Origin of the sequence: Amycolatopsis cihanbeyliensis (assembly GCF_006715045.1) — a bacterium.
In the GTDB taxonomy this organism is placed as follows: Bacteria; Actinomycetota; Actinomycetes; order Mycobacteriales; family Pseudonocardiaceae; genus Amycolatopsis; species Amycolatopsis cihanbeyliensis.
Map to the genome: position 1 here is coordinate 106,885 of NZ_VFML01000001.1, position 26,326 is coordinate 133,210.

The 26,326-nt window shown below is 70.8% G+C and carries 9 protein-coding genes; 8 read left to right on the forward strand and 1 reads right to left on the reverse strand.

What is annotated here, in order from left to right; genetic code table 11:
- Nucleotides 1-49 precede the first annotated feature (49 nt).
- Nucleotides 50-883 (forward strand): MBL fold metallo-hydrolase, encoded by an 834-nt coding sequence (locus FB471_RS00240; RefSeq protein WP_170220645.1) that lies wholly within the window; start codon nucleotides 50-52, stop codon nucleotides 881-883.
- A 19-nt stretch (nucleotides 884-902) separates the two neighbouring features.
- On the opposite strand, the gene FB471_RS00245 is transcribed toward FB471_RS00240, so the two are convergent.
- Complete coding sequence (locus FB471_RS00245; protein WP_141995363.1) at nucleotides 903-1,229, reverse strand: DUF2795 domain-containing protein; 327 nt, start codon at nucleotides 1,227-1,229, stop codon at nucleotides 903-905.
- 629 nt (nucleotides 1,230-1,858) lie between these two features.
- Here FB471_RS00245 and FB471_RS00250 point away from each other — a divergent pair.
- From FB471_RS00250 to FB471_RS00290, 7 genes are all read left to right on the forward strand, one after another.
- Nucleotides 1,859-2,212 carry an HAD family hydrolase gene (locus FB471_RS00250; RefSeq protein WP_141995364.1) on the forward strand — a complete coding sequence of 118 codons (354 nt, stop codon included), beginning with the start codon at nucleotides 1,859-1,861 and terminating at the stop codon, nucleotides 2,210-2,212.
- Between the two features lie 936 nt (nucleotides 2,213-3,148).
- Complete coding sequence (locus tag FB471_RS00265; protein ID WP_141995365.1) at nucleotides 3,149-4,477, forward strand: acyl-CoA dehydrogenase family protein; 1,329 nt, start codon at nucleotides 3,149-3,151, stop codon at nucleotides 4,475-4,477.
- 34 nt (nucleotides 4,478-4,511) lie between these two features.
- Complete coding sequence (locus tag FB471_RS00270; protein WP_141995366.1) at nucleotides 4,512-6,509, forward strand: carbamoyltransferase family protein; 1,998 nt, start codon at nucleotides 4,512-4,514, stop codon at nucleotides 6,507-6,509.
- Entirely contained in the window at nucleotides 6,506-7,696 is a 1,191-nt protein-coding gene (locus FB471_RS00275) for an acyl-CoA dehydrogenase family protein (protein WP_141995367.1), read from the forward strand. The genes FB471_RS00270 and FB471_RS00275 overlap by 4 nt, the downstream gene beginning before the upstream one ends.
- Before the next feature lie 43 nt (nucleotides 7,697-7,739).
- Nucleotides 7,740-9,752, forward strand: coding sequence for a carbamoyltransferase family protein (locus FB471_RS00280; RefSeq protein WP_141995368.1), 2,013 nt, complete (start codon nucleotides 7,740-7,742; stop codon nucleotides 9,750-9,752).
- Nucleotides 9,749-25,201, forward strand: coding sequence for a non-ribosomal peptide synthase/polyketide synthase (locus FB471_RS00285; protein ID WP_141995369.1), 15,453 nt, complete (start codon nucleotides 9,749-9,751; stop codon nucleotides 25,199-25,201). Before FB471_RS00280 ends, FB471_RS00285 begins: the two co-directional genes overlap by 4 nt.
- Nucleotides 25,198-26,322: a 50S ribosomal protein L11 methyltransferase gene (locus FB471_RS00290; protein WP_170220646.1), complete on the forward strand. Its 1,125-nt coding sequence runs from the start codon at nucleotides 25,198-25,200 to the stop codon at nucleotides 26,320-26,322. Before FB471_RS00285 ends, FB471_RS00290 begins: the two co-directional genes overlap by 4 nt.
- Nucleotides 26,323-26,326 lie beyond the last annotated feature (4 nt).

The following is a 26,326-nucleotide window of genomic DNA, read 5'->3' on the forward strand; positions in this document are numbered from 1 at the left end:
GCCACACGCGACTTGACCTCCAGCGCGCTCGAGGTTTGAGTATAGGCACATGACGATATGGATCTGTACCGGATGCGGGCTGGAACACCCGGACTCACCCGAGCCGCCGCCGGTCGACGGCTGTGTACTCGACCGCGGCGAGGTCGGCGTCGAGGAGCGTGGCGATCTGGGACCGCATGGCAGAGGGTGGACGACGCACGCGGAGCTGGCCGCGCAGCCGCACGAAACGTTGCGCAGGGACCACGGTCGTGGTGTGTACAGCCTGCGCAGGGAACCGAGGTTCGCCATCGGCCACTGGTCGTTCCTGGTGCGGACCGCGCACGGCAACCTGCTCTGGGATCCGCCCGCCTATCTCGACGAGGAGGTCCTGGGCCTGGTGCGCGAGCTCGGCGGGGTGGATGTGATCGCGGTGAGCCACCCGCACATGTTCGCCGCGCAGGTGAGCTGGAGCCACGCCTTCGGACGCGTTCCCGTGTTGGTGAACGCCGACGACCAGGAGTGGGTGCCGCGCGCCGATCCCGTCGTCGAATACTGGAAGGACCACGCCGAGCCGTTACCCGGCGTCGAGCTCATCCAACTCGGTGGGCACATGCCGGGCAGTTCGGTCGCCCGCACGAGCGACGGCACCCTGTTGGTCGGCGACACGATCAGCGGGGTTCCCGTGCACCCGGCCTGGGTGTCATTCACCCGCAACTACCCGAAGCTGGTGCCGCTCTCGCCCGCGGTGGTGCGCCGGATCGTGCGGCGGCTGGACGCCTACGAGTACGACCGGCTCTACACGCTGGGCGGCGACACCATCGACAGCCAGGCCAAAGCGGTCGTGCACCGCTCCGCGGACAGCCACATCCGTTGGGCCGGCGGGGAGTTCGACCGGCTGACCTGACCGTGCACCCGGAGGGCGCTCAGCTGCCCCGGTTCTCGCCGAGCTCCTCGACGATGGGGTTGGGCCGCGTCGCACGCTGATGCTCGGCGAGTCCGCTCGGAGCGTCCTGGCCCGCCTGCCGTGCCTTGTCCGAGCTTGACTGGCCTTCCTCGGCGGCCTTGTCCAGTGGGGCCGATCGGAGGACCTCGGCCACGTTGGCGTACTCGGCGGGAGGCATGGCCCGCAGAGCCCGCACCGCGCCCGCGTCCACACCGTGGTTCTCGGCGTAGGAGACGAGCTGCTCCTTGCCGGCAGGGAAGTCGGCGTCGGACAGTGCGGCCTCGAGCGTCCTCCGGTCCGTGGTCATGGGGTCGCGCCTCCTTGCTGCTCGGGTCTGCGGCCGCGACAGTGCGCCGCCGGTACGGGTTGCCCTTCGGGTACCCACCCGGCGCGCGGTCACACCCGGCGCGCACCTGCCAACCCTGGCGGCTCCGCGCCTCGGTTGACCGCCGTTTCCCGCTCGGTCCTGTCGGCTCCGGCGGCCGTCTCGGCTGACCGGCCTGCGGCCACCGCCGGGGTCGCTACCCGCCGGCCCCCGGACCGGGCCGGTGCCCAGCCCGATTCGCCGGAATCCGGCTTCCGCCAGCCGGTCCGCCCCCCACCAGGTTGCGGGTGTCGACCGGCATGGCCCGGTCGGCGGCCTCCGCCGGCCGGGCCCAGTCGAGCGTGCGGAACCGGGGCCACTCGGTCAGCAGTACGATCCCGGCCCACGTCCTTGGCCACCAGGTAGGGATCGTCGGTTACCCGGAGTGGTGCCAGGCCCGCCGCCTCGGCCGTGCCGCGTCAGCCACCGCATCGGCGGTGCGCGGACCGCCGCCGGTAGCAGTGCGATCGTGAGCGGCACGATGACGAAGGCCAGGTGCGAGAGACCGTGCGCAGCGCCCACAGCGCGAGGAAGAGAATCAGCAGCCGCGCGGCCACGATGGCCGCCAGGCGTTGCTCAACGCGCACGACCACGTCCTCGGTCTGCTGGAGCTGCCCGACCCGTTCACCGCGATCATCGGTCGGGACGATGTCGGCAACGGCAAGCCGCATCCGGAGCCCTACCGCAAGGGGTGCGCCGCACTCGACGTGCCGGCGGCCGAAACACTGGTCTTCGAGGACGCGGTCAGCGGCGTCCGCTCGGCGATCGCCGCGAGGACACGCTGCGCCGGTATCGGTGTGCCGGAGCTGAGGGAGGCCGGCGCGTTCGATGTCATCGACGACTTCACCGGCCTGTATGTCGATCGGAGTACGCCCGCCGCTGTCACGCTGCGCGGACTCCGCCCCGCCGTCCCGATCAGGAGATGAGCCAGCGGCACGGTGCCGTGCCGGTGATCTTGATGTCGCTCATGTCGCGCCGAGTCGCCGGAGGAACCATCGGGTCAGGATGTCGTCGACCGCCGTGGCTGTGGGCAGTTGCGGGGCCGGTTCCAGGCTGGGTTCCTCATGGTCGGCTCCGGCGGCGGGATGCTGGTCTCCGGCGGAGAGTTCGAGCGCTCGTGCGGCATGGGCGGCCGATCGAGGATGTGCTTGACCCGAGTAGCCTTCCCCACAGGGTGGAGGAACGCCGCACCGGCAGCGCCGCGGCCCGCCCCGCATGGCGGGTCTCCTGCGTCGTGGTGCCACCCGCAATGATGGCACCCTTTCCATCGCGGTGTGCCGTCGCCCATGAGCGTCGCTTTGTCCGGGCGGCGCCGCACCTGATCTTCGCGGAATTGATCAATTGGGCCGGATGGGGGTTCGAACGTACGCGGCCGCGCCCCCCGGATTGGTCCGATGGGCGGTAGAAATTCCGTCGCCGGCAGGTATAAACGTCAACCAAATGGCAGACCGACCCGGTCGCGCGTGCGTTTTGCCGGATTAATCGCCCGCCGGGCCGGGCCGGACGGGCGGTGGTCCGGAAATATGGCGGCATCGCTGTCGGGCGATGAACGTTTGACCGCACCAACGTTTACTGCTGGTGATGAGAGTTGGCATTCGGGTGGTCCAGTCGATCACCGCAACCGTATCCGTTCGCCTGACGTTGGATTCTGTGCTATCTTGGCGAGGTAGTCGCAAGATCGTCACATTCGGTTGCCCGGGTAGCTTGGTTGGACTATTGGTGGTTCGTCCGGGTGGTGGGTAGGATTGAGATTCCGCGCGGAGACTAACTTGCACCGCTGGGGGTGCTGGGATATTTACACAGGTAATACTGGGGTTCCCCGATAGTCATTAATTGATTATTTCTTATTGTCGCATTATTGCGTGCAAACGACTGATGGGATGCATATGGTCGAATCGCGGCCGGACTCGCCGTCGACGTCTGATACCGCGGCAGGGCGGCTCGCCGACCTGCAATTGACCGCCCGGACCGCGGCTGGGCGCCAGTTCGTGGAGCTCGCCGAACGGCACGCCGAGGATTTCGCCGCCCGGGCGGAGCAGCACGACGTCGAAGGTTCCTTCCCGTTCCAGAACTTCAAGGAGATGGCACAGAGTTCCTTCCTGGCCGGCACTGTCGGCGCCGAGTACGGCGGCCTTGGCGTGGACTCCCTTTACGACGTCATGGTCGGGTTGAGCCGGCTGGCTCGCGGCGACGCCTCCACCGCGATCGCGGCGAACATGCACGTCGCGGGTGCCTCGGTGGCCGGCCAGTTCATGCGACGCAGCCTGGCCGAGGGCGATGAGCACACCGCGGCGATGCTGTCCGCGCTGCTGGGCCAGGTCGGATCGGGAGCGGTGGTGATGTGCTTCCCGACCACGGAGCGCGGCACCGACCTGACCGCGCCACAGATGGAGGCCACCCCGGCCGACGGCGGCTACGTGCTCAACGGGCGCAAGATCTTCGGCACCATCTCGCCCGCCGCGCAGCTGTTCTTCCCCAGCGTGCGTATTCCCAAGGACGGCGGCGGCTACCTCACCGGCACCGCGATGGTTCCCGGCGACGCCCCCGGGTTGGTGGTGGAGGACAACTGGGACTCGCTGGGGATGCGTGCCTCCGGAAGCAACGACATCACCTTCACCGACGTGCGCGTGCCCGCCAGCCACGTGTTCGCGGTGAAGGACAACTACGCCAAGGTCGGCCAGGGTTTCGCCACCTTCGCCCTGACGGCCAACATTCCCCTGATCGCCACCTTCCTGGGTGTCGCCGAGTGCGCGACGGCGCACGCGGCCGAGGCAGCGGGGAAGCGCAAGGGACCGCGCAAGCGGCGACTGGCCGATCGCATCCCGATCCAGCAGCTCATGGCCGAGATCGAGATCGACCTGGCGACCTGCCGGGCGATGCTCGCCAGGGTCGGGCAGCTGGCCGATGAGTTCCTCGCGCGCTACGAGACCGGCGACCCGCTCTCCGCCGAGTCGAATGCGCTGATGAAGGAGACGCAGTGCATGAAGTACGTGGTCAACCGCAAGTCCATTGAAGTGGTGGACCGGGCGATGATCATCTGCGGTGGTGGCTCGTACATGAGCCGGCACCCGCTGGCCCGGTTGTACCGCGACGTGCGGGCCGGCCCGTTCATGCAGCCGTTCGCTCCGTACGAGGCACTGGAGTACATCGGCAAGGTGTCGCTCGGCCTCGACCCGGCGCTGGACCGCTGACCGTGCCCGGTGACGACGGATCGGAGTCACAGCCGTGCTGACCCTCGGCCTGGCCGGTGGACTGGACCCGGCACACGACGTGGTCCTGGACACCCCGGAGAACTACACCTACGACGGCGCCGCGGTGCTGGTACGCGACGGTGTGATCATCGCCGCCGCGGAGGAGGAACGGCTCAACCGGATCAAGCACTCCAACAAGTTCCCGGTCTCGGCGATCCGGTTCTGCCTCGACGAGGCCGGAGTGCGCCCGGAGGAGATCGACCGCTTCGCCTACTACGTCGACGAGGCCGCGGCCAACGCGTTGCTCACCCGGCTGTACCTGCGGATGCCGGACTGGCCGCTGCGCGCCGATGCTCGCACGATGTTCGCCGGAGCGCTCGGTGTTCACCTCGGCTGCGAGGTCGAGCAGGACAAGCTGGACTTCTACGCGCACAAGCTGACCCACGCCGCCGGCGCGCTCGCGCACTCCGGTTTCGACGACACCCTGGTGTACGTGGTGGACAGCGCGGGAGGGGTGTTCGACGCGGGCTGGACCGCCGACGGCGCGCTGCGCCTGGAGGAACTCGTCGCCATCCCGCCGGCGCGCTCGATGAACCAGTTGTGGGAGAAGACGCTGCCTTTCCTCGGTTTCGGGTTGTTCGAGGAGTACAAGGCGATGGCACTGGCAGCGCATGGTGACCCGGCCCGGTTCCGGCCGTTGCTGGAGCAGGTGTGCCGCCGGCTGCCGGACGGCGACTACGCGGTGGACCTGGCCACGCTGGACCGGCTCGCCGGGGAGGTCCCGCCCCGCCCGCGGCACGAGGAACCAGCCGAGGTACACCGGGATCTGGCGGCGGCCTTGCAGGAGGCCACCGAGGAGGTGGTGCTGCACGTGCTGCGGCACTACCGGGAGAGGACCGGCAGGAGCACCCTGTGCATGGCCGGGGGAATGATCGAGAACACCGCGGTGAGCGGGCGGGTGCTGCGCTCCGGCCTGTTCGACGACGTGTTCGTGCACCCCGCCGCCTACGACTCCGGGTGCGCGGTCGGGGCGGGGCTGCTGGCCGCCAACGACGCGGGGGACCGCCTGGACCGGTCCCGGGTGCGGCACGTGTACTGGGGCCGCTCGCTCGGCGGCGACCAGGACATCGATGCGGAGCTGGCCGGCTGGTCCGCGTTCGTGGACGTGGCACGACCGGAGCGGCCGGCAGAGCACGTCGCCGGGCTGCTCGCCGAGGGCAAGGTGCTCGGCTGGGTGCGGGGCCGGGCGGAGTTCGGCTCGCACGCACTCGGCAACCGCAGCATCCTCGCCGACGCTCGCCGGAAGGAGGCCCGCGCCCGGGTCAACGAGGTCACCGGACGGAACGAGCCGTACCGGCCGCTCGCGCCGTCGGTGCCGGTGGAACGTGCCGCGGACTTCTTCGTGCTGCCAGGACGGACCGGCGCCTCGCCGTTCATGACCTTCGCACTGGAGGTGCGCCCGGAGTGGCGGGCCGAGTTGCCCGCGGTCACCCACGCCGACGGCACCGCCAAGCTGCACACCGTGGCGCGGGAGGACAACCCGGGCTACTGGGAACTGCTGACCGCCTTCGGCGCGCGGACCGGGGTCCCCGTGCTGCTGAACACGTCGTTCAACAACAGCACGGAACCGACCGTGGACTCGGTGCGCGACGCGGTGGTCGCCTTCCTCACCACCGGACTGGACGGCCTCGTCGTCGGTGACCGCGTGCTCAGCCGTGCGGACCCGGCCGAGGCGGACTGGCGCGCATTGGAGGTGTCGGTGCCGCCGTACGTGAAGCTGTTCCGGGTCAAGGGGCAGACCGAACGCGACCAGGGTGGCGCTCGGCACGAGATCCGCACCACCTACGACCCGCCGGTGCGGCGCAGGATCGGTCCCGCCGCCGCGGCGCTGCTGGACTCGCTGGACCGCCCGGCGAACCTCGGTGACGCGTTGGACCGGGTCGATGCCGACCCCACGGAGCTCCTCGCCGAACTGCGGGGCCTGTGGGCCGAACGATTCCTTCGTCTTGCGCCCCAAGGAGGTGCGGCATGAGTAACGGCCCGAGTGCGCTTTCCCCGCAACACCGCGAACAGCTCGACGCGCTCGTGGCGGCGCTGCGGGAGTCGCTGCCCACCGGTGACCTTCCCGGTTTCTACCGCCGGTTCCGCGAGAGCGACCTGCCGTTCGTGCCGGTGCGCGGCGAGCTGGACACCGGGAAGCTGTTCCGGTTCTGCTACGAGGTGCTGCACCGGCTTGGCAGCGTGTCCCCCGCCGTGGCGCTGGCGGTGGAGAACCACTATTACGTCACTTCCGCGCTGGCGACCTTCCCGGCCGGCGGCGACCCCGTGCTCGACGCCCGCCGCGACGCGCTACTCGAATCGGTGCGGGACAACCGATGGCTGGTCGCCAACACCAACTCGAAGGTGCACGGCAACAAGCTCGGCGCGGTCGGTACCTACGCCAAACCCATGCCCGACGGGTTCGCCGTCAACGGCTCCGCCGCTTACACCTCCCTGGCCACCGAGGGCGATCTGCTGGTGTTCATCACCCAGATCCTCGACCAGGGGCCCGGCGTGTTCGCCATCGCGCCGATGCAGGACAACCCGGCCATCGAGATCGGTCCGTACCTTTTCCCCTCGGCGATGCTGGACTCCGACACCCGCCGGATCACCTTCCACGACCTGGAACTGCCCGCGGACAGCCAGCTCATCGACCCGGCGAACTCCCATGCGGAACTGCTGTTCGCCTTCGAGATGGCCTGGCACCAACTGCTGATCCCGGCGCTCTACCTCGGCGGTGCGGCCGGTGCGCTGGAGGAGGTGCGCACGTTCCTGCGCGACACCCAGGGCCGGGACGGCAAGCCGCTGGCCGAGCTGGACGGCATGGTGATCGACATCGGCAGGCTGGCTATCGACTACCGCAGCGCCTGCCAGGTGTTGCAACGCGCGGGGGAGCGCCTCGCCGAGGTCAGGCGCATACCGGAGGATGCCGACCTGCTCGCCGCGGCCTCGGCGGAGGCCGGCGTCGCCAAGTACGTCGGCACCCGGCGTGCCGAGGAGGTGGTGACCGTGGCCCGCCGCATCGTCGGCGCCCGCACCTTCACCGGCGGGCACCTGCTGGAACGACTGTCCCAGGAGATCATGTTCGGCCCCCTCGGCCCCGAGGTGAGCGCCGTCATCGAACGCCGTCTCGGTACCCGCGCCCTCGACGACCAGTCGTTCCTCAACCCCTGGTGGTGACCCCGATCGGCCCCTCGGGGGTCGTCGTCTGGAGGAAAGTTCTATGCTCGTGCTCGGCTTCAGTGGCGGGCTCAACCGTGTTCACGAGAACCCGTTCCAGCTCCCGCGAGCACTGACCCATGACGGTGCCGCGGCCATCGTGCGCGACGGCGAGGTCGTCGCCGCGATCGAGGAGGAACGGCTCAACCGGATCAAGCACTCCAACAAGTTTCCCCGGGAGAGCATCCAGTTCTGCCTCGACACGGCGGGTGCGACCATCGACGACGTCGACCGGTTCGCCTTCTACGCCACCGAGGAGTACTGCGACGCGCTGCTGGCCCGGATGTTCCTCACGGTGCCGGAGATGCCCCAGCGTCCCACGGCGCGGGGACTGGTGAGCCACTTGCTTGAGCAGGAGTTCGGTCGCCCGATCGATCCCGCGAAGATCGACTTCACTCGGCATCACCTGGCGCATGGCGTGAGTGCCACGGCCATGTCCGGCTTCGACCGCAGCCTGCTGCTGGCGATAGACGGCTACGGCGACTTCCTCTCCGGCCTTGTCGGCACCGCCGACGGCGCGAGCGTCACCGAGATCGCCAGCTTCCCGCAGCGCAAGTCGCTGGGCCTGCTCTATCTCGACGTGATCCAGTTCGTCGGCTACAAGCAGTTCGACGAGTACAAGGTCATGGGCCTGGCGCCCTACGGGGACCCGTCCGTGTACCGGGACCTGTTGCGCGAGATCTACCAGCTGCTGCCGGGCGGGGACTACGAGCTGGATCTGGACCGCATCGTCCCGGCGCTGCTGCCCGCGATCGAGGTGCGCAAGAAGGGCCAGCCGTTCACCCAGCAGCACAAGGATCTCTCCGCCGCGCTGCAGGAGGCGCTGGAGACCATCGTGCTGCACGTACTCGCCCACCACAGGGAGACCACCGGGCTCACCAAGCTCGCCATGGCCGGCGGTGTCGCGCTGAACTGCACCATGAACGGCAAGATCGCCGAGTCCGGGATGTTCGATGACCTGTTCGTCCAGCCGGCCGCACACGACGCGGGCTGCGCGCTGGGCGCCGCGTTGCTCGTCTCGGACGAGCACGGCAAACCGGCCCCGCGCCGGCCGCTTCGGCATGTCTACTGGGGCACCGACATCGGCGAGGAGGCCGCGATCAAGCGTGAGCTGGAGGGCTGGTGCAACTTCCTCAGCTTCGACCGGATGCCCGATGTGACGCTGAGCGCGGCGGTGTGGCTGGCCAAGGGATCGGTGATCGGCTGGGTGCAGGGCCGGTCCGAGTTCGGGCCGCGCGCCCTCGGCCACCGCAGCATCCTGGCCGACCCGCGCCCCGCGGCCAACCGCGAGCGGGTCAACCAGGTGGTCAAGAAGCGGGAGGGTTACCGGCCGTTCGCACCGTCGGTGTTGGAGGAGGACGCCCGCGACTATTTCGAGCTGCCGTCGGGTACCGACAGCTACCCGTTCATGATCACCGTGTTCCCGGTGAAGGAGGACAAGCGCAGCCTGCTGCCCGCGGTGACGCATGTCGACGGTTCCGCGCGCCCGCAGACGGTCTCCCGCGAGGTCAGCCCGCGTTACTGGGAGCTGATCAACGTCTTCCGGCGGCTGACCGGTGTTCCGGTTCTGCTCAACACCTCCTTCAACAACAACGTCGAGCCGATCGTGGACTCGGTGGAGGACGCGATCGTCTCGTTCCTGACCACCGAGCTGGACTGCCTGGTGATCGGTGACTTCGTGGCCCGCAGGATCGAACCGCGCCAGCAGGACTGGCTGGGCCTGCACATCTCGCTGCTGCCGCATATCCGGCTCCAGCAGACCAAGGGGCACACCGGCCCGGCCGAGGTGACCATCACCGCCGAGCTGCGCACCACCTACGACGCCCGCTTCAGCCACCCGCTGTCCGAACGCCTGGCGACCCTGCTGATGGGCCTGCACGGCGAGCGACCGGTGGGAGAGCTGTTCGCCGACGAGCCCGCGGACAACCTTCCCGTGCTGCTGAAAGAACTGGTCGAGCTGTGGGAGCTGCGGCTGATCCGGCTGCGCCCGGTGGCGGGCAGGGGGGAGAGTCGATGACAGCACAGGCGCGTCGGGCCGCGGACCCGAGCACCATCACCGACCTGCTCCGCCTGCGTGCCGAGGCCGCGCCCGGCGCGCTCGCCTTCCGTTTCCTGCCCTCCGGCGACCTCGACGGCACCGAGATCGAACTGAGCTACGGTGAGCTGGACCGCAGGGCCCGGCAGATCGCCGCGGCGTTGCAGCGCCCCGGGGTGGTGGGGGAACGGGCACTGCTGCTGTACCCGCCGGGGCTGGAGTTCATCGCCGCATTTCTCGGCTGCGCCTATGCCGGGGTGGTGGCGGTGCCCGCCTACCCGCACCACACCTCGCCGCGCCTCGGCACCATCGCCACCGATTCGGCCGCGGCCTTCGCGCTGACCACCCGGTCACAACTGCGGATCGTGCACCGGTACACCGACCGCGTCCCCGAACTGGCCCGGGCCACCTGGATCGCCACCGACGCCGACGAGGTCGGCGCCGCCGAGGACTGGCGGTATCCCGCGATCAGCGCGGATTCGCTGGCTTTCCTGCAGTACACCTCCGGTTCGACCGCCACCCCGAAGGGTGTGATGGTCAGCCACGGCAACATCCTGCACAACGAAAGCCTCATCACGGCGGGGTTCGGCACCAGCTCGCACAGCATCGTGGTGGGCTGGCTGCCGCTGTATCACGACATGGGGCTCATCGGGAACGTGCTGCAGCCGCTCTACCTGGGTGCGCCCTGCACCCTCATGTCCCCGCTGGCCTTCCTGCAGAACCCGTTACGGTGGCTGGAGGTCGTCTCGGCCTGCCGGGCCACGGTCAGCGGCGGCCCGAACTTCGCCTACGACCTGTGCTCCCGCCGGATCCGTCCGGAGGACGCCGCGCACCTCGACCTCGGCTCGTGGTCGGTGGCCTTCAACGGAGCCGAGCCGGTCCGCGCGGAGACGATGGCCCGTTTCGTCGAACGCTTCGGACGGCACGGTTTCCGGCCCGAGGCGTTCTACCCGTGCTATGGCCTGGCCGAGTCGACACTGTTCGTCAGCGGTGCCGACCCGGTCAGCACGCCGGTCACCCTGCCGGTCGCCACCGAACCCCTCGCCAGGGACGAGGTGGTGCCCACCGAGGATGTGCCCACCGAGGATGCGAACAATACGGAGACGCGGCTGCTGGTGTCCTCGGGGCGTCCCGGCGAGTCCGGCAACGTCGTCGTCGCCGATCCCGGAACCCGGCGACCGTGCGAGGAGTTCCGGGTCGGCGAGATCTGGGTCCGTGGGGACAGCGTCGCGAGCGGCTACTGGAAGCTGCCGCAGGAGAACGCCCGCACCTTCGGCGCCACTCTCCACGGCGGCGACGGCACCAGGTACCTGCGCACCGGCGACCTCGGTTTCCTGCTGGGCGGCGAGCTGTACATCACGGGACGGCTGAAGGACGTCCTGGTCGTGCGCGGGCGCAACATCTACCCGCAGGACGTCGAGCTGACCGTGGAACGCGCCCACCCGGCGGTACGGCCAGGGGAGTGCGCCGCGTTCGCGGTCGAGATGGGGGAGGAGCGGCTGGCGGTCACCGCCGAGGCCGTGCTGGACGAGGTCGAGCCTGCCGAGGTGATCGAGGCGATCCGCCGCGCGGTCCTCGCCGAACACGGCGCTCCCGTGCACACCGTCGCCCTGTTGCGCCCGCGTAGCATCCCCAAGACCTCCAGCGGCAAGATCCAGCGGCACGCCTGCCGTAGCGGCCTGCTCGACGGTTCCCTCAAGGTGCTGGTGAGTTCCACCGCCGACGAGGCGCCCGAGGTGGAGGCACGCGCGGAGTCCGACGCGGCGCTGCGTGCCGAACTGGCCGCCGCGCCCGAGGACGAACGGCGGGCGCTGATCGAGCGGACCATCCGGCAGGAGGTCGCGGCCGCGGCCCGGGTCAACCCCGCCAAGGTCACGCTCGGAACGACACCGGCGGGGGCGGGCCTCGACTCCTTGCTGGGCGTGGAGCTCCAGGCCCGGCTGACCGAGCTGTTCGGCGTGTCCCTGCCCGCCGACCTGCTGTGGCGGCAACCCACCGTGGGTACCCTCTGCGACCTTGTCGGCACCGCGATCCGGGACGGCGCGGATCCGGCGGAACCGGTGGTGACGCCCGCGCCACCGGAGGCCGAACCCCTCGCGTCCTCCGGGCAGGAACGCCTGTGGTTGCTGGACCAGCTCGACCCCGGTGCGGCCACGTACACCGTGCACTTCGGCATCCGCATCGAGGGCGACGTGGACGCCGCTCACCTGGCCGCGGCACTGACCGACGTGGTGCACCGGCATGCCGTGCTGCGCACCGTGTTGCGGGAACGCGACGGCCGCGTGCGCCAGGTGGTCCTGCCACCCGCACCGGTCCCGCTTCCGTCGGTCGACCTGCCGGATGAGGACGCGTTGCGGGAACACGCGAGGGCACACGCCGCCGCCCCCTTCGATCTGGCCGCGGGACCACTGCTGCGTGCCGAACTCGTCCGCCGCACGGCGGAGGCGCACGTGCTGCTGCTGGCGCTGCACCACACCGTCATCGACGGCGCCTCGGCCGCGGTGCTCGCCCGCGACCTCGCCGCCACCTACACCGCGCGCGTGCACGCCGCGGCGCCGCCGCCCGCGCCGCGGTTGCAGTTCACCGACTACGCGCACTGGGAACGCGGCGCGATCGCCGGGCTGGACGCCGACCGCGAGTTCTGGGCACGAGCCCTCGCGGGAGCCGAACGACTGGCGCTGCCAGGGGACCGGCCGCGCACCGCCGACCGCACGCATCGGGGCTGCCGGGTGCCGCTGACCCTGGATCCGGCGGTGTGCGCCCGGCTGGTCGAGACCGGGCGGACCGAGGACTGCACACCGTACCTCGCGCTACTCACCGCGTACGTGACCTTCCTGCACCGCTACACCGGCCAGCACGACCTGTCGGTGGGCACCGTGGTCGCCAACCGCGGCCGTCCCGAACTCCGTGAGCTGGTCGGATTCCTCGCGAACACCGTAGTGGTGCGAGCGGACCTGTCCGGGGCACCGACGTACCGGCAGTTGCTGCGCAGGGTGCGGGAGCTCGCCGGGGACGCGCTGGCGCACAGCCGGCTCCCGTACGCGGAGATCGTGCGCGCCGCGACCGAGGACCGGGCCGGTGCGGACAACCCCTTGTTCGAGGCCAGTTTCGTGCTGGAGAACAACCCGCTGTCCGCGGTGGAGGTCGCCGGGGGCCGGTGGCGGCCCCTGTCCTGGGCACCGGACGGAGCGGTGGAAGGCACCGCGAAGTTCGAGCTCTCCCTGGCACTCGAGGAAGTCGACGGCGGGTACGCCGGGGTGCTGGAGTGCGACGCCGATCGGTTCGATCCGTCCACGGCGGACCGGATGGCTGCCCAGTTCGGCGTGCTCCTCGCCGACCTCGCCGAGAACCCCGATCGGGAGATCGGCCAGGCGAACCTGCTGCCCGGGGACGAACGCGACCTGGTGCTGCGACGGTGGAACGAGACCGCGGCGCCGGTACCGGACACCACCGCCTTCCCCGAGCTGTTCGAAGCCCAGGTCCGGCGCACCCCGCTGCGCGTCGCGGTCGAGCACGCCGGCCGGCGGCTGACCTACACCGAGCTGAACGCACTGGCCAACCGCCTGGCCCGGCACCTGCGCGCCCGCGGCGTCCGCCGGGGTGCCGTTGTCGCCCTGCTCATGCCCCGCGGCGTGGAACTGCTCGCGTCCGTTCTCGCCACCTTCAAGGCGGGTGCGGCCTATGTACCGCTGGACCCCAACCATCCGCCGCACCGGCACTTTCAGGTCCTCGACGGCGCCAACGCCGGTCTCCTCGTCGCCGCACCGGAGCTGCTCGAGGAGCTGGTCACCGAACGCGTCCCGGACTGCCCGGTGGTGCATACCACCGACCTGCCCGCGCTCACCGAGGACGGCGCCGACCTGTGCCTGCCGCTGCGGGCGGACGACCTCGCGTACGTGATCTTCACCTCGGGGTCCACCGGGGCGCCCAAGGGCGCCATGGTCGAGCACCTCGGCATGATCAACCACCTGTACGCCAAGATCGGCGACCTCGACCTGCACGCGGACGACCTGGTGGTGCAGAACGCCTCGCAGTGCTTCGACATCTCGGTGTGGCAGTTCCTCGCCGCCCTGGTGCTCGGCGCGCGGGTGGAGATCGTCACCGAGGCCGTCGCCGGTGACCCGACCGGGCTGTTCGAGCACGCCGCCACGACCGGCACCACGATCCTGGAGGTCGTCCCCTCGCTGCTGCGGGTCGCCGTGGAGGAGTTGGAGCGGCGGCCGGACCTCCTGGACCTGTCGCCGCTGCGCTGGCTGCTGGTCACCGGGGAGGCGCTGCCGCCCGAGCTCGCGCGCCGCTGGTTCGCCGTCCGCCCGGACATCCCGCTGCTCAACGCTTACGGTCCCACGGAATGCTCCGACGACGTCGCGCACTACGCCATGTACGAGGCCGGCGTGCTGGACACGGCGAACACGCCGATCGGCAGCCCGGTCCGCAACACCCGGCTCTACGTGCTCGACGCCTACCGGCGGCCGGTTCCGGTCGGAGTGCTCGGTGAGCTGTACGTCGGCGGGTTCGGTGTCGGGCGCGGCTATGCCGGTCGTCCGGACCTGACCGCGGAACGCTTCCTGCCGGACGACCTGTCCGGGCGGCCCGGAGCGCTGCTCTACCGCACCGGGGACCTGGTGCGGTGGTTGCCCGACGGGCGGATCGAGTTCGTCGGCCGGGTGGACAACCAGGTCAAGGTGCGCGGGTTCCGCATCGAGCTCGGCGAGATCGAGGCCGTGCTCGGCGAACACTCCGGCGTGCGGGACGTGGCCGTCCTCGTCGAGGAGACCTCGTCCGGGGATCCGCGACTCGTCGGCTACCTGGTCCTCGACGGCGTGGACGTGCCGGCCGTGCGGGACTGGGCAGGCACCCGGCTGCCCAGCTACCTGATGCCGGCGGTGTTCGTCGTACTCGACCGGCTTCCGTTGACCGCCAACGGAAAGCTGGATCGCTCCGCGCTGCCCGCGGTCACCGTCGGGGACGGCGAGTACGTCGCGCCGAGCTCGCCGGTCGAGGAGACCGTCGCCGAGATCTGGGCCGAGGTGCTCGAGCTGACGCGGGTGAGCGTCCGCGAGGACTTCTTCGCGCTCGGCGGGCACTCCCTGGCCGCGGTTCAGGTCATCGCGCGGTTGCGCCGCGCCTTCGGCGTGGAGGTGCCGGTGCGGCGGCTGTTCGCCGCGCCGACCGTGGCCGGGCTGGCCAGGGTGGTGGCGGAGCTGCGCGCGGGCGGATCCGTGGTACCGCCGGAGATCCGGCCCGTCGACCGGGACCGGCCGCTGCCGGTGTCCTTCGCGCAGCAGCGCCTGTGGTTCCTGGGCCAGCTCGAGCCCGGCTCGGTCGCCTACAACGTGCCCGGCGCGGTGCGCATCGACGGCCCGCTCGACGTGACCGCGCTGCGGGCCGCGCTGGACGAGGTGGTGCGGCGGCACGAGAGCCTGCGCACCAGCTTCGCCGACCGCGGCGACGGCCCGGTGCAGATCGTGGATCCCGGTGCGGCACTACCGTTCGAGCTCGTCGACGCGACCGCGGACCAGGTGGAGGACGTCACCGGCCGGGTCGCCAGGACACCGTTCGACCTGACCGCGGGACCACTGGTGCGGGCCACCCTGATCCGGCTGGACGCGCGGGAGCACGTGCTGGTGCTGGCGATGCACCACATCGTCTCCGACGGCTGGTCTCTCGGGGTGCTCATGCGCGAGACGTCCACGCTGTACCAGGACTTCGCCCGCGGTGCGGAGCCGTCGCTGCCGGCGTTGCCGGTGCAGTACGCGGATTACGCGGCCTGGCAGCGGGAGTGGTTGTCCGGGCCGGTGCTGGACGAGCAACTCGGCTACTGGCGGGAACAGCTCGACGGCGCCCCGCCCGCGCTGGAACTGCCCACCGACCGGCCCCGCCCGGCAACCCCCAGCGGCCGTGGCGGGCAACTGCCGGTGTCCTTCGACGCCGATCTCGTCGGCGGGGTGCGTGGGCTGGTTCGTGACCGTGGTGCGACGTTGTTCATGGGGTTGTTGGCGGGTTTTCAGGCTGTGCTGGGTCGGTTCGCCGGTCAGGATGATGTGCTGGTGGGTTCTCCGGTGGCGGGTCGGTCGCGGACGGAGCTGGAAGGTCTGATCGGGTTCTTCGTCAACACGGTGGTGCTGCGTACGAGGTTGGGTGTGGGGGAGGGGTTCGGTGGGTTGCTGGGCCGGGTGCGGGAGACCACGCTGGATGCCTTCGCCCGGCAGGAGGTGCCGTTCGAGCGGTTGGTCGAGGTGCTCGCCCCGCCGCGGGACCTGGGGCGCACGCCGCTGTTCCAGGTGATGTTCATCCTGCAGAACGCACCTGGCTCCGACCTGCGGCTGGGGGATGCCGCACTGAAACCGGTGCCGATCGAGACCGGCACCGCGAAGTTCGACCTCACCCTGTCGCTGACGGAGAACGAGTCCGGCGGCGTCGACGGCTTCCTGGAGTACGACACCGACGTGTTCGATCCCGGCACCGCCGAACGCCTCACCGCTGCGTTGCACACCCTGCTGGGCGCCGCGGTCGCCGATCCGGACCGTCCGGTCGGCGAGCTGCCGCTGCTCACCGAAGCCGAACGTACCGAGGCGATACGTGCGGGTGAGGGCCCGGCCGCCGGGATCCCCGAGGCGACGATCCACGAGCTGTTCGCCGAGCAGGTCGCCCGGACCCCTGGCGCGATCGCGTTGCTGCACGGCGACAGCCGGCTCACCTACCGGGAGCTCGACGAACGCGCCGAACGGATCGCCGGCTACCTCGCCGGGCGAGAGGAGGAGTACGTCGGCGTCCACCTCGGTCGCTCCCTCGATCTGGTGGCCGCGCAGCTCGGCATCCTCAAGGCGGGGAAGGCGTATGTCTCCCTCGACCCGGCCTATCCCGCCGAGCGGCTGCGGTTGATGGTGGAAACCGCCGGTCTCCGTATCGTGCTCGTTCGGGATGCCGAGCGCGCGCGGGCCGGCCTTGGCGACGTTCTCGACCTCGTCCCTGTCGACGCCCCCGAGATCACGACCGCCGACCCGGTGGCGCACCGGCGGGTACGGAGTGACGAGGCCGCCTACCTGATCTTCACCTCCGGTTCCACCGGCACCCCCAACGGCGTGCTCGGCACGCACCGCGGCGCGGTCAACCGGATGGCCTGGATGTGGCGCGAGCACCCCTTCCAGCCCGGCGACCGTGGCGCGCTCAAGACCTCACCGAACTTCGTCGACTCGATCTGGGAGACCTTCGGCCCGCTGTTGCGCGGCGTCCCCTCGGTGATCCTGGACGACGACACCGTGCTGTCCCCACCGGAGCTGCTGGCGGCGCTCGACACGCACGGCGTGACCCGGATCGTGCTGGTCCCCTCGCTGCTGCGGGTGCTGCTGGACAACGCCGAGGCAGGCACCGCGCCCCGCCTGACCCACTGGACCTCCAGCGGGGAGTCGCTGCCCGAGTCGCTGGCCCGGCTCTTCCGGGAACGCCTGCCCGGCCGGACGCTGCTCAACCTGTACGGCCAGTCCGAGGTCGCCGCCGACTCCCTCGCCTGCGACGCGAGCGACACCCAGGCGACACCGACCGTGCCGATCGGCGGGCCCATCGACAACATCCGGATCCTGGTGCTGGACAAACACCTCCAACCCGCCCCGGTCAACGTGCCCGGGGAGCTGTACGTCGGCGGCGCCGGGCTCGCCCTCGGCTACGTCAACCGCCCCGGGCTCACCGCCGAACGATTCGTGGCCGACCCGACCGGATCCGGTGCGAGGCTCTACCGCACCGGGGACCTGGTGCGGTGGTTGCCCGGCGGGCGGATCGAGTTCGTCGGGCGGGTGGACAACCAGGTGAAGGTGCGTGGGTTCCGGATCGAGCTCGGCGAGATCGAGCTCGCGCTGGCCCGCCACCCGGCCGTCCGCGAGACCGCGGTCCTCGTCGAGGAGACACCCGCCGGGGACCGGCGCCTGATCGGCTACGTCGTGCTCGACGATGCCGAGATCGACGTGGTGCGCACCTGGCTGCTCACCCGGCTGCCCGGCTACCTCGTGCCATCCGTGCTCGTGCCCGTCGACCAGCTTCCGTTGACCCCCAACGGGAAGCTCGACCGGTCCGCGCTGCCGGCCGCCACACCGCCGGCCTCGGCCGAGTACGCGGCACCGCGGGGTGCGGTGGAGGAACTGCTCGCCGGGATCTGGGCCGAGGTGCTCGACGTGCCGGGGGTGGGCGCGCACGACGACTTCTTCGCCCTCGGCGGCCATTCGCTGATCGCCACCCAGGTCATCTCCCGCGTCCGGCAGGACCTCAGGGTCGAGGTGCCGCTACGGCGGCTGTTCGCCGCCCCGACCGTCGCCGCCTTCGCCCGTGTGGTCGACGAGCTACGGACCGGCGGGGCGGGTCCGCTGCTGCCCGAGATCACGCGGGCCGACCGGTCCGGCCCGCTGCCGGTGTCCTTCGCGCAGCAGCGACTGTGGTTCCTGGACCAGCTCGCCCCCGGTGCCGCGACCTACAACGTGCCCGGCGCCGCACGCATCCGCGGTCCGGTGGACGTGGACGTGCTGCGCGCGGTACTGCGCGAGCTCAGCAGGCGGCACGAGGCCCTGCGCGCCGGGTTCACCCGCACCGAGGACGGCCCGGTTCTGCGCCTCGACCCCGGAGCCACGATCGAGCTGGACGTGCTGGACGCGGCCGGGGAGGGTGAGCTCGGCGAGATCATCGGCCGCGCCGCCCGTGCCCCGTTCGATCTTGCTGGTGGTCCGTTGGCTCGTGCGGTGTTGGTGCGGTTGGGTGCGCGGGAGCATGTGTTGGTGTTGACGATGCATCACATTGTGTCCGATGGGTGGTCGTTGGGTGTGTTGATGCGGGAGACGACCGTGTTGTATGAGGCGTTCCTTCGTGGTGCGGAGTCTCCGTTGCCGGAGTTGCCGGTGCAGTACGTGGATTATGCGGCGTGGCAGCGGGAGTGGTTGTCCGGTGAGGTGCTTGCCGACCAGGTGGCGTACTGGCGTAAGCAGCTCGACGGTGCCCCGCCGGCGCTGGAACTGCCCACCGACCGGCCCCGCCCCACCGTCCGGCGTGGACGCGGCGGGCGGTGCGAGGTTTCGTTGCCCGCGGATCTTGTTGCGGGAGTGCGTGGGCTGGTTCGTGACCGTGGTGCGACGTTGTTCATGGGGTTGTTGGCGGGTTTTCAGGCTGTGCTGGGTCGGTTCGCCGGTCAGGATGATGTGCTGGTGGGTTCTCCGGTGGCGGGTCGGTCGCGGACGGAGCTGGAAGGTCTGATCGGGTTCTTCGTCAACACCCTTGTGCTGCGTACGCAGTTGACTCCGGGGGAGGGGTTCGACGGGTTGCTGGGCCGGGTACGGGAGACCACGCTGGATGCCTTCGCCCGGCAGGATGTGCCGTTCGAGCGGTTGGTCGACGTCCTCGCACCACCCCGCGACCTGGGGCGCACGCCGCTGTTCCAGGTGATGTTCATCCTGCAGAACGCACCCGGCTCCAACCTGCGACTGGCCGATACCGAACTCGAACCGTTCGATGTGGACACTGGAACCGCCAAGTTCGACCTCACCCTGTCCCTCACCGAGCGGGGCGAGGGAGTCGAGGGCTACCTCGAGTACGACACCGACCTGTTCGAACCCGAGACCGCGGGGCGGCTGGTCACCGCGTTGCACACCCTGCTGGGCGCCGCGGTCGCCGATCCGGACCGCCCGGTCGGCGAGCTGCCGCTGCTCACCGAGGCCGAACGGGGCGCCGAACTCGACCGTGCCGCGGGACCGCGCATCGACATACCCGCCCCCGGGGTGCACGAACTGTTCGCCCGGCAGGCCGCCCGCACCCCGGACGCGATCGCCCTCGCCGGCAACGGACTCCGACTCACCTACCGGGAGCTCCACGAGCGCGCGGGGAACCTCGCCGCGTACCTGCGTAGCCTGGACCTGCCCGCCGAGTCGGTGATCGCGGTGTGCCAGCCGCGTTCCGCCTCCGCCGTGGTGTCGATGCTCGCCGTGTTGAAGGCAGGGGGAGCGTACCTGCCGGTCGACCTCTCCGCGCCGGCCGAACGGCTCGCCTTCATCCTGCGCGACGCCGGGGCCCGGGTGCTGCTCACCGATCGCGCCAGCCGTGCCCTGCTGCCCGCGGACCCCGCGCCGACCGTCGTGGTCGACGACATCCCCGGCATCCCCGGCATCCCCGACATCCCTGGCACCGCGACGGAACCCGCGTCCGAGCCGGTGACGGCGGACCGGCTGGCCTATGTCATGTACACCTCCGGTTCCACCGGCCGCCCGAAGGGCGTCTCGGTGCCGCACCGCGGAGTCACCCGGCTCGCGCTGGCCGGAAGCCACGCGCGGATCGGGCCCGAGGACACCCTGCTGCACCTCGCGCCGCCGTTCTTCGACGCCGCGACCTTCGAGCTCTGGTCCGGGCTGCTGCGCGGCGCGAAGGTGGTCGTCGCCGACCCCGACCCGTTGTCTCTCAACGACATCGCCGGTGCCATCAGGACACACCAGGTCACCACGCTGTGGTTGACGGCGCCGCTGTTCCACCAGATGGTCGAACACCATCTCGACGCGCTCGCCGGGCTTCGCACCCTGCTCGCCGGTGGCGACGTGCTCGCCCCGGAACGTGTCCGCACGATGCGTGAGCGACTCCCGCACGTCCGCCTTGTCAACGGATACGGACCCACCGAGAACACCACGTTCACCACGACGGAGACCGTCGACCGCCTCCGGCCCGGCTGCCCGGTGCCGATCGGGTTCCCCATCGACAACACCAGGGTGCTGCTGCTGGACGCCAACCAGCAGCCGGTACCGGTCGGCGTGGTGGGCGAGCTGTACACCGGCGGCGACGGCCTCGCGCGCGGCTATGTGGGCCGCCCCGACCTCACCGCCGACCGGTTCGTGCCCGACCCGTTCACCTCTCTCGGTGCGCGGCTCTACCGCACCGGTGACCTCGGGCGCCGGCTCGCCGACGGGCGGATCGAGTTCGCCGGGCGTGCCGACAACCAGGTGAAGGTCCGCGGTTTCCGCATCGAACTCGGCGAGATCGAGTCCGTGCTCGCCCGGCACCCGCAGGTTCGGGACGCGGCTGTGGTGGTGCACGAGACCGACGCGCGAGACCGGCGACTGGTCGCCTACGTACTCGCCGAGGACAGCGTGCTGCCAGGACTGCGGGACTGGGCCGAGCGCAAGCTACCCGGTTACATGGTCCCCTCGGCGATGCGGGCGTTGCCCGAGTTCCCGATGACCTCGAGTCAGAAGGTCGACCGGCGCGCCCTGCCCGAGGTGACGATGGAGATCACCGAACAGTACGTGCCACCGGCCTCCCCGCTGGAGGAGTTGATCGCCGGGATCTGGGCGTCGGTGCTGGAGCTGCCCCGGGTCGGGGCGCGGGACGACTTCTTCGCCGCGGGCGGCAACTCCCTCGCCGCGACCCAGGTGATCGCCAGGGTCCGCCGCATGCTCGACGTCGAGGTGCCGCTGCGGCGGTTGTTCGGCGCGCCGACCGTCACGGCCTTCGCGCGGGTGGTCGCCGAGCTCCGCGCCAGCGGCGAGTCACTGTCCATCCCGGAGATCACCCGGACCGACCGGACCGTGCCACCGCCCGCGTCCTTCGCCCAGCAGCGCCTGTGGTTCCTGGATCGGCTCGCTCCCGGTGCCGCGACCTACAACGTGCCCGGTGTGGTCCGGATCCGCGGTCCGCTCGATGTTCCGGTCCTGCGACGAGTGTTCGACGAGATCGCCAGGCGGCACGAGAGCCTGCGCACCAGCTTCGCCGACCATGGTGCCGGCCCGGTTCAGGTCATCGCCCCCGACGGCCGGCTGCCGCTGGAGTACCGGTCGCACACCGGCGACCTGACCGAGCTGCTCGACGAGCTGATCCGTGCCCCGTTCGATCTTGCTGGTGGTCTGTTGGCTCGTGCGGTGTTGGTGCGGTTGGGTGCGCGGGAGCATGTGTTGGTGTTGACGATGCATCACATTGTGTCCGATGGGTGGTCGTTGGGTGTGTTGATGCGGGAGACGACCGTGTTGTATGAGGCGTTCCTTCGTGGTGCGGAGTCTCCGTTGCCGGAGTTGCCGGTGCAGTACGTGGATTATGCGGCGTGGCAGCGGGAGTGGTTGTCCGGTGAGGTGCTTGCCGACCAGGTGGCGTACTGGCGTAAGCAGCTCGACGGTGCCCCGCCGGCGCTGGAACTGCCCACCGACCGGCCCCGCCCCACCGTCCGCAGTGGACATGGCGCCCGCGTGCCCGTGACACTGGACGCCGGGCTGGTCGAGGACATGCGCGCACTGGCCCAGCGCTACGGCGCGACCCTGTACATGGCCCTGCTCGCCGGTTTCCAGACCGTGCTCGGTCGTTACGCCGGGCAGGACGACGTGCTGGTCGGTTCCCCGGTTGCCGGGCGCGGCCGAGCCGAGCTGGAAGGCCTGATCGGGTTCTTCGTCAACACCCTTGTGCTGCGCACGAAACTTCAGCAGGACACGGGCTTCGCGGCGCTGCTCGACCAGGTCCGCGAGACCACGCTGAACGGCTTCGCCCGGCAGGATGTGCCGTTCGAGCGGTTGGTGGAGGTCCTCGCACCACCCCGCGACCTGGGGCGTACGCCGCTGTTCCAGGTGATGTTCGTCCTGCAGAACGCCCCCGGCGGCACATTGCGGCTCGGCGAGGCGGAGCTGGAGGCCGTCGAGTCGGACACCGGCACCGCCAAGTTCGACCTCACGCTGTCGCTCACCGAGACCGAGCGCGGAGCCGAGGGCTACCTGGAGTTCAGCACCGACCTGTTCGAACCGGCGACCGCCCTGCGCCTCACCGACTCGCTGCGTACCCTGCTCACCGCCGCGGTCGCCGACCCGGAACGCCCGGTCGGCGAGCTGCCCCTGCTGCCCGGAGTGGAACGCGAACACCTGCTGGCGATGGACAACCACACCACAGCCGAGGTGCCGGAGCTGCCGCTGCATCGGCTTTTCGAGCGCCAGGTCCGCCGTACCCCCGATGCCGATGCCGTGATCGGCCCCGAGGACCGGCTCAGCTACCTGGACCTGAACCGGCAGGCCAACCGCCTCGCCCGCAGGCTACGCGACCTCGGGGCCGCCCCGGAACGGGTCGTCGGCCTGCTCGCCGAACCCGGCCCGCGGCTCGCGCTCGGCCTGCTCGCGATCCTCAAGTCCGGCGCCGCCTACCTGCCCCTCGACCCCAGGCTGCCCGCCGAACGCGCCACCCACCTGCTGCACGCGAGCTCGGCACTGGCCGTCCTCACCGGTTCCGGACTGTCCACAGCGGGCAGCGGGGTACCGGAGCTGCGGCTGGACGACGGCTGGGACGAGTCCGCGGACCTGGACCCGGACGACCTGCCACCCCTCGCGCTGCCGGCCAACACCGCGTACACGATCTACACCTCCGGTTCCACCGGGCTGCCGAAGGGCGTGCAGGTCGAACACCGGCAGGTCGTGAACTACCTGGCCGCGATCACGCAACGCTTCGAGCTGACCCCGGGCCTGCACTACGCCATGGTGCAACCCCTGTCGGTGGACGCCTGCCTCTCCGTGGTGGTGCCCGCGTTGTTCGGCGGTGGCACGCTGCACACCCTGCCGTACGCCGCGGCCACCGACCCGGAAGCCGTTCGCACCCATTTCCGCCGGCACCACATCGACGTCCTCAAGATCGCGCCCTCCCACCTGGCCGCGCTGCTGACCGCCGTACCCAGCCGGGATCTGCTGCCGCACAAGGTGCTTGCCCTTGGTGGCGAGGGTTCCGCGTGGGACTGGCTACGCACCCGGGTGGCGCCGCTCGCGCCCGAGCACACCGTGCACATCCACTACGGACCCACCGAGACCACCGTCGGTGTCCTGACCGGCCGGGTGGACATGTCCGAACCGGTGCGTGGTCCACTGGCGCCGCTCGGCCGCCCGTTGCCGAACACCAGGGCGTACCTGCTCGACGCGAGGCTGGAGCCGGTCCCGGTGGGCACGGTCGGGGAGCTGTACGTGGCCGGTGCGGGTGTCGCCAGGGGATACCTGGGCCGGCCGGGGCAGACGGCGGCGGTGTTCATGGCCGATCCGTACGCGCCGCGGCCGGGAAGCCGGATGTACCGGACCGGGGACCTGGCCCGGCGGTTGCCGGACGGGCGGTACGAGTTCCTCGGCAGGGCGGACAACCAGGTGAAGGTCCGTGGCTTCCGGATCGAACCCGCCGAGGTCGACATCGCGATGGAGACCCATCCGGCGGTGCGCCGGGTGGCCACCGTGACCCGTCCCGGCCCTGATGGCACTCGGCAACTGGCGTCGTACGTGGTCCCGGCCGAGGGCGGCACAGCCGACCAGCCGCCGGAGTCCGCGACTCTGCGCCGGTATCTCCGCGGCCTGCTTCCGGAGTACATGATCCCTACCACTGTCACCTTCCTCTCCGCGTTACCGGTGACCGCCCAGGGCAAGCTCGACCACGCGGCACTGCCCGCGCCCACCCAGCCCGGCACCGAGGCCCATCGCCCGCCGGGGACGCCCCTCGAGGTCCAGCTCGCCGCGATCTGGTCGGACGTTCTCGATATCGCGTCCCCCGGCATCGACGACGACTTCTTCGACCTGGGCGGGCACTCCCTGCTCGCGGTCCGCCTGATGTCCGCCGTTCGCGACCGGCTCGACTACCCGGTCTCCCTCGACCTCCTGTTCCGCGCCCCTACCATCACGCGGATGGCCGAGGCCCTCGGCGACACCGACCCGACCGCCGCGCTCGTCGAGCTCAAACCCGGCGCCGGCACCCCGCTGGTGCTGGTGCACCCGGTCGGTGGCGACCTGCTCGCCTACACCGACCTTGTGCACGCACTCGACGGGCCGGTGCTCGGCCTCCGCGCGCCGGATGACGGCCCCGCGGACCTCACCGCGATCGCCGAGCGGTACGCCACCGAGCTTCGCTCCGCGCAACCGGAGGGGCCGTACCGGCTCGCCGGGTGGTCCACCGGCGGCCTGCTGGCCTTCGAACTGGCCCGCGTGCTGGGCGAGGACGAGATCGAGCTGCTGGCCCTGCTGGACACCCACCTGCCGGCGGGCGACCGGCCGGTGATCGCGGAGCGGGACGACGCTCCGATGGTGGTCCGGTTCGCCGCGGACGTCGGTCGCGCGCTGGGCCACACCACGGGACAGGCCGAGTTCGCCGCGCTCGATCCCGCGCAACAGCGGGCGGAACTCGCCGCGGTGCTCACCGAGGCCGAGCTGGACCGGCGGCTCGCGACCTACAGCCGCAACGCCACCGCCGTGGACGGTTACCGCATGCGCCGTACCGCGCTGGCGGCGCTGCTGGTCACCGCTGAGGGCAACACCGATCTCGCCGGGCACTGGCGGCCATGGACCGGCGCGCTGGACGTGCATCCGGTGCCGGGCGATCACTACGGCATTCTCCGGCGGCCCGGGGTCACGCGGCTGGCGCGGCTGCTGCGGGAACGCCTGGCGCAACCGTCACGACCGGGAGGCACGAGTACCCCATGAAGATTGACAAGTCCGCCCTGCTCACCGTGCGGGAGTACTTCGACCGGCGGATGTACGCTCTGGTCGACCTGCGCATGTCACTGGAATGCGAGCCGAGCCTGACCGGCTTTCCCCCGTTCGACTCGCTGCAGCGGGTGGTCGGCCGCCTCGACCCCGCGCCGGAGACGATGTTCCGGCTGTTCCGGCTCGGCGAGACGGTCGACGACGGGGCCTTCCGCGCGGCGTTTCCCGAACCGGTCGTCGACGCGCTCGTGTGCACGGAGCTGGTGATTCGCACGGGGGACGGCTGGCGGACGCCCGGGCTGCTGCTGGTCCCGGCTCAGGGCCTGCTGCTGATCGCGGGCACGCCGCCGTCGTACCCGACCGCGGACGGGTTCCCGCGCGCCTGGTTCGACCTGTCCACCAACTTCGTCGCCGCCACCCTTCCGGGCTCGCTGCGGGGCGCCCGCGTACTGGACGTGTGTTCCGGCACCGGGGTGCAGTCACTGCTGTGCGCCATCCGCGGCGCCGAGTCGGTGCTCGGTGTCGAACTCGACGAGAGCGGCGTGGTGATCGCCTCGGCCAACGCGGTGCTGAACGGCGTCGCCGACCGTGTCGAGTTCCGGGTATCCGACGTACTGTCGGCGTTGCATCCGGAGGAGACGTTCGACTTCGTGGTGGCGAACCTGCCCTACGCTCCGGTGATCGGCGGCACCGTCGCGCCGGACAGTGTCACCGGCATCGGCAACGCGGTGCTGTGGCCACTGCTCGAGCAACTGCCCGCGCACCTTTCCGAGGCCGCGACCGGCATCCTCGCCACCTGGCGCTCCATCGGCCACGGCGGCGACAGCTACCAGCTTCGGGCCATCACCGAGAGCCTCGCCGCGGTGGGGGCCGCGGTCACCGCCTACCTCGACCCCGCCTTCGACACCGTCGACGGCGTGCTCCGCATGCTGCACAAGGATCTCAGCCGGCGCGACACCCCGGTCGACGTCGATGCCGTCGTCGCGTCGGTCCGGCGGCTGGTCGAACGCGCCGAGTTGCCCATGGACGGTTTCTACAACCAGCTCATCCACTTCAGCCGGGCCGGTGGCACGGCCCCCGCCGCGGTCTTCGGACTGGCCCGGCCCGGCACGGCCTGACGGA